General features: G+C 60.3%; 14 protein-coding genes and 1 pseudogene. 10 read left to right on the top strand and 5 right to left on the bottom strand.

Annotated features, from left to right (window positions below):
* Positions 1-76: 76 nt before the first annotated feature.
* Genes N7E02_RS06740 through arsH form a run of 6 tightly spaced genes read left to right on the top strand, consistent with a single transcriptional unit; the run spans position 77 to position 3592 of the window.
* Positions 77-430: an ArsR/SmtB family transcription factor gene (locus N7E02_RS06740; RefSeq protein WP_286578564.1), complete on the top strand. Its 354-nt coding sequence runs from the start codon at positions 77-79 to the stop codon at positions 428-430.
* Positions 424-861 (top strand): arsenic resistance N-acetyltransferase ArsN2, encoded by a 438-nt coding sequence (gene arsN2 / locus N7E02_RS06735; RefSeq protein WP_286578563.1) that lies wholly within the window; start codon positions 424-426, stop codon positions 859-861. The genes N7E02_RS06740 and arsN2 overlap by 7 nt, the downstream gene beginning before the upstream one ends.
* Before the next feature lie 14 nt (positions 862-875).
* Positions 876-1403 carry an arsenate reductase ArsC gene (locus N7E02_RS06730; RefSeq protein WP_286578562.1) on the top strand — a complete coding sequence of 176 codons (528 nt, stop codon included), beginning with the start codon at positions 876-878 and terminating at the stop codon, positions 1401-1403.
* Positions 1403-2461 carry an ACR3 family arsenite efflux transporter gene (arsB, locus tag N7E02_RS06725; protein ID WP_286578561.1) on the top strand — a complete coding sequence of 353 codons (1059 nt, stop codon included), beginning with the start codon at positions 1403-1405 and terminating at the stop codon, positions 2459-2461. Before N7E02_RS06730 ends, arsB begins: the two co-directional genes overlap by 1 nt.
* Before the next feature lie 2 nt (positions 2462-2463).
* The gene (arsC, locus tag N7E02_RS06720; RefSeq protein ID WP_286578560.1) at positions 2464-2889 is read left to right on the top strand and encodes an arsenate reductase (glutaredoxin); all 426 of its coding nucleotides are present in this window, start codon (positions 2464-2466) and stop codon (positions 2887-2889) included.
* Complete coding sequence (arsH, locus tag N7E02_RS06715) at positions 2882-3592, top strand: arsenical resistance protein ArsH (protein WP_286578559.1); 711 nt, start codon at positions 2882-2884, stop codon at positions 3590-3592. Before arsC ends, arsH begins: the two co-directional genes overlap by 8 nt.
* 4 nt (positions 3593-3596) lie before the next feature.
* On the opposite strand, the gene arsK is transcribed toward arsH, so the two are convergent.
* Positions 3597-4808 carry an arsenite efflux MFS transporter ArsK gene (gene arsK, locus N7E02_RS06710; protein WP_286578558.1) on the bottom strand — a complete coding sequence of 404 codons (1212 nt, stop codon included), beginning with the start codon at positions 4806-4808 and terminating at the stop codon, positions 3597-3599.
* Positions 4792-5151: an ArsR/SmtB family transcription factor gene (locus N7E02_RS06705; RefSeq protein WP_286578557.1), complete on the bottom strand. Its 360-nt coding sequence runs from the start codon at positions 5149-5151 to the stop codon at positions 4792-4794. The genes arsK and N7E02_RS06705 overlap by 17 nt, the downstream gene beginning before the upstream one ends.
* Positions 5152-5193: 42 nt before the next feature.
* Here N7E02_RS06705 and N7E02_RS06700 point away from each other — a divergent pair, with 42 nt between their 5' ends.
* From N7E02_RS06700 to N7E02_RS06680, 4 genes and pseudogenes are all read left to right on the top strand, one after another.
* A complete protein-coding gene (locus N7E02_RS06700) occupies positions 5194-5709 on the top strand; it encodes a DUF6428 family protein (protein WP_286578556.1) in 516 nt (171 codons plus the stop codon).
* 568 nt (positions 5710-6277) lie between these two features.
* Complete coding sequence (locus tag N7E02_RS06695) at positions 6278-8095, top strand: PAS domain S-box protein (protein WP_286578555.1); 1818 nt, start codon at positions 6278-6280, stop codon at positions 8093-8095.
* A 61-nt stretch (positions 8096-8156) separates the two neighbouring features.
* Positions 8157-9283: pseudogene (locus N7E02_RS30010) on the top strand (PAS domain-containing protein).
* Positions 9280-9705 carry a response regulator gene (locus tag N7E02_RS06680; protein ID WP_286578552.1) on the top strand — a complete coding sequence of 142 codons (426 nt, stop codon included), beginning with the start codon at positions 9280-9282 and terminating at the stop codon, positions 9703-9705. The pseudogene N7E02_RS30010 and the gene N7E02_RS06680 overlap by 4 nt, the downstream one beginning before the upstream one ends.
* 60 nt (positions 9706-9765) lie before the next feature.
* On the opposite strand, the gene N7E02_RS06675 is transcribed toward N7E02_RS06680, so the two are convergent.
* From N7E02_RS06675 to N7E02_RS06665, 3 genes are all read right to left on the bottom strand, one after another.
* The gene (locus N7E02_RS06675; RefSeq protein ID WP_286578551.1) at positions 9766-9972 is read right to left on the bottom strand and encodes a hypothetical protein; all 207 of its coding nucleotides are present in this window, start codon (positions 9970-9972) and stop codon (positions 9766-9768) included.
* Positions 9973-10004: 32 nt separating this feature from the next.
* Entirely contained in the window at positions 10005-10862 is an 858-nt protein-coding gene (locus tag N7E02_RS06670) for an SDR family oxidoreductase (RefSeq protein ID WP_286578550.1), read from the bottom strand.
* Positions 10863-10927: 65 nt separating this feature from the next.
* Entirely contained in the window at positions 10928-11497 is a 570-nt protein-coding gene (locus tag N7E02_RS06665) for a type 1 glutamine amidotransferase domain-containing protein (RefSeq protein ID WP_286578549.1), read from the bottom strand.
* Positions 11498-11506: the final 9 nt, after the last annotated feature.

Genomic DNA, 11506 nt, shown 5'->3' with positions numbered 1-11506 from the left:
CTGATCCTAGGTGTAAGTATCAGACACACAGTGACAGACGTCTTGACACATCTATTATATCCATTATTCTGGATATATGGAAAGCAGTAGCGCGATTTCGGCCCTCTCGGCCTTGGCACAAAATACCCGCCTCGAGACATTTCGGCTCCTCGTCCGTCACGAGCCGGATGGCATTCCGGCTGGCGAACTCGCCCGGCTCCTCGATGTCCCGCAGAACACGATGTCGGCGCATCTTGCGACGCTGTCTCGCGCGGGGTTGGTCAAGAGCGAGCGCCAGAGCCGATCGATCATCTACCGGGCCGACCTCGACGGCCTGCGCGACCTGACACTATTCCTGCTGAAGGACTGCTGTGGCGGTTCGACGGAGCTTTGCGCTCCCCTGATCGCAGAACTGACGCCATGCTGCGCGCCGGGAGCGAAGCCATGTTGAGCGCGATCGCATTGCACGAAGTGGCCGGTAGCGACGCTCGCCTCCGCGAGGCGCTCCGTGCCGCGGATCTCCCGACCGATGACATTGAAGACGATGGCCGCGCCTTCTTCCAAGCCGTCTCAGGCGACAGCCAAACGATCGGATATGCCGGCCTCGAACGCTGCGCCGGCGATTACTTGCTGCGGTCTGTTGTCGTTCTGCCGGAACATCGGCGTTATGGGTTCGGACGAGCTATCGTCGAGGCAACGCTGCGAGGCGTCGGTGGCGATGTCTTCCTCGCTACGACAAGCGCCGCAACGTTCTTTTCGACCATCGGGTTTTCAGAGGTGCCGCGGGCCGAAGTGCCGGCAGCCGTTCTTGCAACCCGCCAGCTTTCCTCCATCTGCCCATCGTCGGCGACCATCATGAAGCTCAACAGGCCTCCGACCTAACACGGACCACGACCATGACTGACAAGACCTACAACGTGCTGTTCCTCTGCACGGGCAATTCCGCTCGTTCTATTCTCGCCGAAGCTATCCTCAACAAGGAGGGAGATGGTCTCTTCAGGGCATACTCCGCCGGCAGCCAGCCGAAGGACGAGGTCAATCCCTATGCCCTGAAGGAACTGGAGACGCTGGGCTATAGATCGACCGGCTTCTCCTCGAAGAGCTGGGATGTGTTCGCCGCACCCGGCGCACCTGAGATGGATTTCATCTTCACGGTCTGCGACAGCGCCGCCGGCGAAGCATGCCCCGTGTGGATCGGCCATCCGATGACAGCCCACTGGGGCGTCGAGGATCCGGCCGCGGTTTCCGGCCTGGATATCGACAAGCAGCGCGCCTTCGCGCAGGCGGCCCGCTTCCTCAAGAACCGGATCCTCGCATTCGTAAACCTGCCGCTGGCGTCCATCGATCGGCTGGCGCTGGAGACAAAGCTTCGCCAGATCGGTGCGATGGAAGGTTCGACGTCGCCACAGGGAAAGTCGGCCTGATGTCCACCTTCGAACGATACCTGACCATCTGGGTCTTCCTCTGCATCGCCGTCGGCGTTGCCCTCGGCCACCTGATGCCGGGCATCTTCCAAGTCATCGGCGGCGCCGAGATCGCCAAGGTCAATATCCCCGTTGCGATCCTGATCTGGCTGATGATCATTCCCATGCTGCTGAAGATCGATTTCCGGTCGTTGGCGCAGGTCGGCTCCTACTGGCGTGGGATCGGCGTCACGCTGATCATCAACTGGGCGATCAAGCCGTTCTCGATGGCATTGCTGGGATGGCTGTTCGTCGGGTGGCTCTTTCGGCCCTATCTACCGGCGGACCAGATCGACTCCTATATCGCAGGCCTGATCATTCTTGCTGCGGCACCCTGCACGGCCATGGTCTTCGTCTGGTCGAACCTGACGCGGGGCGAGCCGCTGTTCACGCTCTCGCAGGTGGCCTTGAATGACGCGATCATGGTCGTCGCCTTTGCACCGATCGTTGGTCTGCTGCTCGGCCTCTCGGCCATCACCGTCCCTTGGGCGACGCTTGCCCTGTCGGTCGTGCTTTACATCGTGGTTCCCGTCATCATCGCCCAGGTGCTTCGGAGCTACCTGACGGTCGATGGCACGACGGGCGCGCTCGACCGCTTGCTTGCGAAGCTGCAGCCGGTATCGCTCGTCGCGCTGCTCGCCACGCTCGTGCTTCTATTCGCCTTCCAGGGCGAGCAGATCATCGCCCAACCGGCCATCATCGCATTGCTGGCCGTACCGATCCTGATCCAGGTCTACCTGAACTCGGGGCTTGCCTATCTTCTGAACCGCATGGCAGGCGAGCGCCACTGCGTCGCCGGGCCGTCCGCCCTCATCGGTGCCAGCAATTTCTTCGAGCTCGCGGTTGCCGCCGCCATAAGCCTCTTCGGGTTCCAGTCGGGCGCAGCACTTGCGACCGTCGTCGGTGTCCTGATCGAGGTGCCCGTGATGCTCTCGGTCGTCTGGATCGTGAACCGATCGAAGGGTTGGTATGAGGCATCACCGGCCGTCTCACGCAACACCATCATCGAAAGGACCTGACCATGGACGCCACCATCTATCACAATCCCGCCTGCGGCACGTCTCGCAACACGTTGGCACTGATCCGCGCCGCCGGGATCGAACCCACCGTCATCGAGTACCTGCAGAACCCGCCATCGCGCGAACAGCTCTCGAAGATGATCGCAGATGCCGGCCTGACGGTCCGGGAAGCGATCCGTGAGAAGGGCACGTCCTATGTGGAACTCGGCCTCGACAATCCGGGCCTGACGGATGAGCAGTTGCTGCACGCGATGATCGCCACCCCAATCCTAATCAACCGGCCGCTCGTCGTTACGCCGCTCGGCACCAGGCTGGCCCGCCCTTCGGAGGTCGTGCTCGACATCCTGCCGGTCGACGCCTTCAAAGGACCGTTCACCAAGGAAGACGGCGAGCAGGTCCTCGACGAGGAAGGAAAGCGCATTGTCTGACACATTTCCCGCACTGCATGACGACCATCTTCTGCCGATCTCGCCAGAATCCCTTCGCCCGGCATTCTCGACGCACAGGCCCAGAATCCTGATCCTCTATGGATCGCTCCGGGAAGTGTCGTATAGCCGTCTCCTTGCCTTTGAAGTCCGCCGGCTGCTCGAACGCCTCGGATGCGAGGTGCGGATATTCGATCCGGCCGGATTGCCGCTCCCGGACGAGGCACCCGTCAGCCATCCCAAGGTTCAGGAGCTGCGCGAAGCGACCCAGTGGTCGGAGGGCCAGGTCTGGATCAGCCCGGAGAGGCACGGGGCCATGACCGGGATCATGAAGTCGCAGATCGACTGGATCCCGCTGTCGCTCGGCTCCGTCCGCCCGACCCAGGGCAAGACGCTGGCGGTAATGGAGGTTTCCGGCGGTAGCCAGTCCTTCAACGCTGTGAACCAATTGCGCATCCTCGGCCGCTGGATGCGGATGATCACCATCCCAAACCAGAGCAGCGTTGCGAAGGCGTTTCAGGAATTCGACACCGATGGCCGGATGAAGCCGTCATCCTACTATGATCGCGTCGTCGATGTCTGCGAGGAACTGGTGAAGTTCACCGTTCTGACCCGTGATGCCTCGTCCTACCTCACCGACCGATATAGCGAGCGGAGGGAAGAGGCGGCTGAGCTGGAGAAGCGGGTTTCGCTCAAGTCGATCTGACGGATCAAACCGTCGCGGTTGCAGGCTGCCGGCAGGATGCAGACACCGCGACGAATGCCGCGATACTGATCGCGCCGAGGCATGCGTTTGCGACGAGTGCGAAGCTCAGACCGATACTCTCCATGGCCGCCGCGAACACGAAGGGCGCGCCGGCGCCAACCGCCAGACGGCCGGCAGCCATCTTGCCGGTGATCGCGCCATATCCGTCCGATCCAAACAGAAAAAGCGGCAGGCTCCCCTGCGCGATGCTGTTGATGCCGGAACCGAGCCCGAGGCAAATGGCGAAGGCGACCGCACCCGGCAGCCAGTTGCCCGTCGTCAGCAGGATCAGGACGCCGAAGACGATGAGCACGGCCGACAGGACCGCAAGCCCAGGCGGCGACAGGTTCTTGCCGAAGATCATATTGATCAGACGGCTTAGAACCTGCGCCGGGCCGAACAGCGAGCCGATCACGACGGCTGCGGCGCCCAACCCGATCGATCCCAGCATCGGCACCATATGGGCAAGGATCGCGGCAAGCGTGAAGCCAAGAAGCGCGAAGGCAAAGGAGACGATCACCATCGCGCGGCGCCGGGCATGCGGCGGGATCGCGCCGATCACCGTCTCGCGTGGCCGGATCGTCTCGGTCCCGGCTTTCTTTCCGAGGCTTCGGATCCAGAAGTGCAGCGGCATGCAGAGGAACAGGTTCAGCGCTGCAAACACGAGGTAGATCTCCCGCCAGGACATATAGCCGGTGAGCGTCGCCGAGATCGGCCAGAAGATCGTCGAGGCGAAGCCGCCGATCAGCGTCAGATAGGTAATGCTGCGGGAGGCTGTGCGGGGATCGCTCTCGACCAGCGCCGCGAATGCCGCCTGATATTGAACCATGCCGGACGACACTTCGAGCAGGATGATGGCGATGGCGAAGATCGCGATTGATGGTGACCAGGCGCAGAGCGCAAGCGTTAGTGCAGCGAGGGCCGAGCCGATGGTCATGATCGTTGCAGCGCCGATCCGGTCCATCTGCTTGCCGATGTAAGTCGCCGACAGGCCACCGATGAACAGCGAGATGGAGAATACGCCAAAAACTTCCGCCAGCGACAAACCGAGATCTTCTGCCATGCCGGGGGCGAGGATGCTGAAGCTGTAATAGAGGGTGCCGTAACCGATGATCTGCGTCAGGCCGAGAGCCGAGACGAGCCCGGCCGGGATTTTCGAACTATGCAACGACGTCATCCTTGTCGGCCGGGCTGCAGCAGTCGTCGGCACGCTCGACGTTCTCCCTGATCGCCGGATGACCGGCGCAGCAGTCTTCCATCAGGAATTTGACGAGATCGGCGAGCGCCTCGTAGCTGGCGCTGTAGATGATCGAGCGGGATTCTCTTCGCTGGGAGATCAACCCCGACCGCTCCAGCTCCTTCAGGTGAAAGGACACGTTCGTGGCGGAGACGCCCATGCGCTCGGCGATCACGCCTGCGGCCAGTCCCTCCGGTCCGGCGACAACCAGTGCCCGAACGATGGCAAGGCGGGTCTCCTGAGAGAGTGCAGCGAATGAGGAAAGGGCTTGACGTTCATCCATACTTCAACAATCCTTGAATTATTGGATGGAGGGATAACCCACATGAACGCGATCGACAAGTCAGTTTCGACCGACATCAGTCTCGGCCATCTCCTCGATGTCCTTGCGGTGGCGCCGGATGCCCCGCTGGTGTTCAGTTATGATGGCAGTTCCGTCCGGCCTGGATATCATGTCACCGAGGTGAAGGCTGGGCAGTTTTCGGCGCTCGACTGCGGTGCGAACCCGGAAGCCTGGGCAGAGATCTTCGTGCAGCTCTGGGATATCGACGAGGATGGCCGCACGCACATGCCGGCCGGCAAGTTCGCGGCGATCATCCGCAAAGTCTCCGACCATGTGCAGCTTGAGCCGACGGCAAAACTCACGTTCGAGGTCAGCGACGGAGAGCGGCCGATGGCCCTGTACTGCGCATCCGCGCCGCGGCTCGTCGCCGGCACCTTCGAGGTCGCCCTTTCCCCTCGGCCGGGGAGTTGCAAGCCACGGGATCGGTGGCTGGCGGAGGAACAGGCCAAATCATCTTGCTGCGCACCGACAGCCAAAGAATCAAGGTGCTGCTCGTAACTATGCTCGTTGAGTGATGACGTGAGCTTCTAGTCGATCCGCAGCGGATTAAGCTGCTGAGTTGTATCAGATTTCACTCTTCAGAATAACGGGTCGACGGTTCGATCCCGCTCAAGACCCCGATGCAAACTCAGCCAAATCCCTCAGGCCGCGATGCCTGGACATAGCAGCTTCTAGCGCCGCCTGAGTATCATGGCCCTCGCGATAAAGATTTATGATGATTGCTGCGACGAGCTCGGCTTCCGGGCCGTCCTTGTGAACGCGGTTCGCAACAAGCCAGTCGTCGAACGCCTCCTCGATGAACTACAACTCAGTCGGGCCGAATGGCTTTTCCAGAAACGCGCGCATAGCCCTCCCTTCTTTGCGGCGCCGATATGGGAAATCGGGCGTGCGGGGTCAAGACCGAATTACAGTCGATCAACTGAGGAGGGATTTACGAGCCCCGCTGGCATCTCACGCTGATTTCATTACGGAAAGGCCTTGCAGAGCCGTGCCTGCGCCATAAATCTGCCACCGACAGATCGGGATCGAGGCGCGGTCACGCAATGGAAATGTAGAGCGGGTACCAATGCGGAGCGAAGCGGGGAAGACTTTCAACGGGACGGACGAGATCTCTCGACTTATCGAGAGCGGAAACTGGGACGATTCCATCCTCGGCCCGCCGTCGACATGGCCCCTCTGTCTCAGATCCGCTGTCGATATCATGCTACCGGCAATGGCCCAGATCGTGATGTTCTGGGGACCAGACCTGGTCGCGCTCTACAACGAACCTTACGCTCCGACGATCGGCCAACGACACCCCAAAGCCTTCGGCCGACCGGCGCGAGAGAACTGGGCCGAGCTCTGGGATGATCTCGAGCCGCTCCTGCGCCGGGTGATGGAGACCGGCGAGACGGTGGCGGCAAAGGATCGTCCCTTCTACATCGAGCGGCACGGCTACCCGGAAACCGTCTATTTCGATATCTCCTATTCAGCCATTCGCGACGAAAATGGCGCGGTCCGCGGCGTCTTCTGCATCGTCAACGAAACAACCGATCGCGTCCGCGCCGATCAGGCATTGCAGGCAAGCGAGGAACGGCTTCGAGCGGTCATCTCCCAGTCGGCCGCCGGCATTGGCCAGGGCAGCCTGGAGGGCAAGATCCTGCACATCAACCGGCGGTTCTGCGAGATCGTCGGGTATGAGGAGGGCGAACTTCTCGGGAAAAACATTGCCGACATCACCTATGCCGATGACATGCCCGAGCAGACCCGCCTGTTCAACCGGCTCGCCACGACCGGCGAAAGCTTCGACATGGAGAAGCGCTATGTTCGGAAAGACGGTAGCCTCGTCTGGGTGAATAATACGGTCTCTGCTTTGCGCGATGACAAAGGGCGGATCCAACAAGTTGCCGTCATCTCGGTCGATATCACCGAGCGCAAGCAGGCTCAGGAAGCCGAACGCAGACTGGCCTCGATCATCGCGTCCTCCAACGACGCCATCCTCGGCGTCGATCTGGCCATGAACATCACGGCCTGGAACGGCGGGGCTGAACGCCTCTATGGCTACAAGGCTGAGGAGGTCCTCGGTCAATCCGTCCTGATGCTCGTGCCGGAAGACAGGCTCGATGAAGAGCCGGCACTTTTACAGCAGATCAGGGCAGGGTACCCGGTTGATGCATATGAGACGAAGCGCAGGCGTAAGGACGGACGTTTGGTCGACGTTCTGCTCAGCGTCTCACCGATCTATGACTCGGCCGGCAGGATTGTTGGCGCCTCGAAAATCGCGCATGACATCTCCGCGAAGAAGGAGGCGGAGCGGCTTCAGGCTGTGCTGATCGGCGAGCTGCATCACCGGGTGAAAAACGTCTTTGCGACTGTCATCGCCATCGCGCGCCAAACACTGGCCAAGGCAACAGACACCCAGGATGCTGTCGCGGCTTACGAAGCACGCCTTTCCGCGATGGCGCACGCCCATGATTTGCTTGCCGAAGGGGACTGGCAGAGTGCCGATCTCACGGCGGTGGTCGAACAAGCCGTTGCGCCGTACCCGCCGGAGCGCTTCGAGATTTCGGGGCCGTCGGTTCTCCTGCCACAAAAGGCTGTCGCCACACTGTCGCTCGCCCTTCACGAACTTGGAATCAATGCCGCCAAATACGGGGCGCTGTCCGTTCCGACAGGACGGGTGTCGATCATCTGGACCTATGACCCCAAAACCTCGGCTCTCAGCCTCCGCTGGCAGGAAAAAGACGGGCCGACGGTCGCTCAACCGACCAGGAAGGGTTTTGGATCTCGCCTGGTCGAGCGCTTGTTGGCGGCGGAGCTTAACGGTACGTCGGCAATCGTCTATGACGCTGCCGGCGTCGTCTGTGTAATCGAGGCCGCCCTTACACAGCACGCTACGAAATAGCCGACAGGAACGAATTCATCCGCCACGACTTCTGTCATCGGGCAACACAATCAGGATTATGATGCAGGAAAAGGATCAAAACCGGCGGGATGCGCGCAGTGCAGGAGACCGTCTGGTCGCCGGGCATGTGAGCGAAGACCCATTTGCGGCAGCGTTCAAAGCCACGCGCATGCCGATGATTGTCACGGATCCGAGCCAGGCCGATAATCCAATCATCTTCTGCAACGAGGCATTCAGAAAGCTGACCGGTTACAGCGACGAGGAAATCATCGGACGGAATTGTCGCTTCCTGCAGGGGCCGAGACGGACCGGGAGACGGTCAGCAAAATCCGCGACAGCATCGCGGCTGGCCAGGATGTGGCAGTCGATATTCTGAACTACCGCAAGGACGGAAGTACGTTCTGGAACGCGGTCTTTATCAGCCCCGTGCGGGACGAAGCCGAGAAAATCATCTATTTCTTCGCCTCCCAGCTTGATTTCACGACGGTCAAGAGCCGGGAAGCGGATCTCGCAGCGGCGCGGCATCAGGCCGAGGCCGAGGTGGCAAAGCATACCGCCAACCTTCGCGCGGCGCTGGATGCCCGCACGCTGCTCGTCCACGAGGTCGATCATCGGGTGAAGAACAACCTCTTGACGATGGCCTCGATCGTCAAAATGCAGGCGCGGATTACCAAAGACGATCGGCAAAGGCACACACTCATGTCGGTCCTCAACAGAATTGAGGCTCTCAGCACGGTGCAGCGCAAGCTGTTCACGCTCGACGACGTCTCGAAATTCGACATGTCGGAATTCACCCGCGAGCTGGTGACGGATCTGGTCGATGCCACCGGCCGCAAGGATATCCGCCTGTCTCTGGATCTGTCCCCGCTGCTCGTGCCGGCCGTCAAAGCGACGCCGCTGTCCTTGATCGTCAACGAGCTGGTCGGCGACGCCGTTCGCCGCGGATTGAGCGATGGCGGCGGCGACATCCATGTTGTCGTGCGGCGTCTGAACGGTCACTTCCTAATTCGGGTCGAAGACACGTCGGAACCGGTCGAGCCGGATAGTGAGAGCGCCCAGCTCGGAAAAATGTTGCTTGAAGCGTCGGCCTTGCAGCTGGGCGCCGAAATCGAACGGAAACTGGACGGTCGAAAGACGGTCGTCGATGTGGTGCTGCTCGTCGGCGACCACCAGGAGAATGCACATTGAAAGTCATGATCGTCGAAGATGAAATGCTGCTTGCCATGGAGCTTGAGAGCGAAGTGGAGATGGCAGGCCATCAGGTCACAGGTCTTGCCATGAGCAGCACTCAGGCACGCGAACAAATCGGTGCCTCGAAGCCCGACTTCGCGTTCGTCGATATCCACTTGATGGACGGCCCGACCGGGATCGATGTTGGGCGCGACCTTGCGGCTGCAGGCATCCCCTATGTATTTGTCAGCGGAAACATCAAGCGGATCCCGCAAGATTTTGCTGGAGCCCTCGGGGCAATCGAAAAGCCCTACACGATGAACGGCATGAAGAATGCGCTGGCTTATGTCTCGGCAGTCATCCAAGGGGACGATAGCGGTGCCCCGCCAGCGAGCCTTGTCTTGGCTGAAGATGCAAATGCTGGCCAACGTTCTGCCTGAACGTCGGGGATGCGGTTACGTCGACCTTTTGATGACGCCGGAGATTGGATGACGTAAGTGTTACGTCGTGCGATTGCCACTGTTTTCTGTCGAGTCGTAATTCAGATCGAAATCCTTTTCCTTCTTTTGCCCCGGCGGCGTCCGATTGACGGTTGCGTCTTCAGAACCTGTTACGACTGTCGGCTTCGCGCTATGGACTCCAGTCGCGTGAGGATCTGCCTGCGAAGGCGCGTACTGGCCTTTTGTATCATCTTGAGGCTTTGCCATTTGCTTTTTCCTTTGGTTGAGTTTGCCGCAGATCAAATGATCGGCTTGCCGCCGGTAACTGCGATCGTTGCTCCCGACACGTAGCTCGACAGCGGATCGGCCAGCATAACGTAGGCGGTGGCAAGTTCGGCGGGCTGGCCGGGTCGCTGCATTGGTACCTGCTTGCCAAAGTTCTTCACGTTCTCATCCGGCATGGTCGACGGGATAAGGGGCGTCCAAATCGGCCCAGGTGCAACGGAATTGGCGCGAATACCTTTGTCGGCCAGCATCTGAGCAAGACCTGCCGTGAAATTCTGGATGGCGCCCTTGGTTGTGGCGTATGCGAGCAGATGCGGGCTTGGACTGTCTGCATTGATCGAGGTGGTATTGATGATCGCGCTACCGGGTTTCATGTGCGGCACGGCGGCCTTTGTCAGGTAGAACATTGCATGGATGTTGGTGCGGAAAGTCACTTCCCACTCTTCGTCTGAAATATCCCCTATATCGCTGAAGCTCGCCTGGTGAGCGGCATTGTTGACAAGGATATCTATCCCGCCAAGCTGCGAGACCGCTGTGTCGATGATCTCTTTGCAGTGCGGGGCGTACTGAATGTCGCCGGGCAGCAAGATCGCCTTGCGGCCAGCCTTTTCGACCCAGGATTTTGTTTCCTCAGCATCCTCGTCTTCATCCAAGTATGAAATCAGGATATCGGCACCCTCGCGGGCGAAGGCAATTGCAACGGCACGCCCGATGCCACTGTCACCTCCGGTAATCACGGCCTTCTTTCCTGACAGACGGCCGGAGCCTCGATAGCTCTCCTCGCCATGATCGGGCAGAGGGGACATCGCTTCCGTCGTCCCGGGCATATCCTGGCGTGGTGCGTCGAATGGCGGTGTCGGATAGTTGGTCATTTTCACTCCTTGAGCCAAAAGAAATGAGGAGAGCGGACGCCTGGCGGCGCCCGCAAGTGTTAAGATTATGCGCTGCGCGCCTGTGCTGGATGGCGGCCCTCGGCGAATTCCTCGACGATCTTCGCGCAGAAGGCCGGCAAGTCGTTCGGGTTGCGACTGGTGACCAGTCCCTTGTCGGTTACCACTTCCTGATCGACCCAGGTTCCGCCGGCGTTACGGATGTCAGTCGACACAGTCGGGTAGGATGTCAGCGTGCGCCCTTTCACCACGTCGGCCTCCACGAGGATCCACGGGCCATGGCAGATGACGCCAACTGGTTTCTGCTGGGCGAAGAAGTCATGCACAAAGGACACGATTTGCTCATTGCCGCGCAGTGTGTCGGCTCCAACACTGCCGCCAGGGATGACTAGGCCGTCGAAGTCGGACGCCGCGATTTCAGCTACCGCCTTATCGACGGAGAAGCGTGAACCCGGATCAAGGTCGTTATTGACGGTCTGGACCTCGCCCGCTTCAAAGCCGATGACAGTAACCGATGCGCCAGCGGCCTCTACAGCGCGTTTCGGCTCAACAAATTCCGGCTCCTCAGTGCCACGGGGCGCCAGCAGGATTGCGATCTTCTTGCCTTCCAGGGTCATGCTATTCTC

Source organism: Terrirhizobium terrae, from assembly GCF_030323265.1.
Taxonomy (GTDB): Bacteria; Pseudomonadota; Alphaproteobacteria; order Rhizobiales; family Rhizobiaceae; genus Neorhizobium.
Note: the sequence above shows the minus strand (reverse complement) of the source record. Positions and strands in the feature narration are given on the sequence as shown.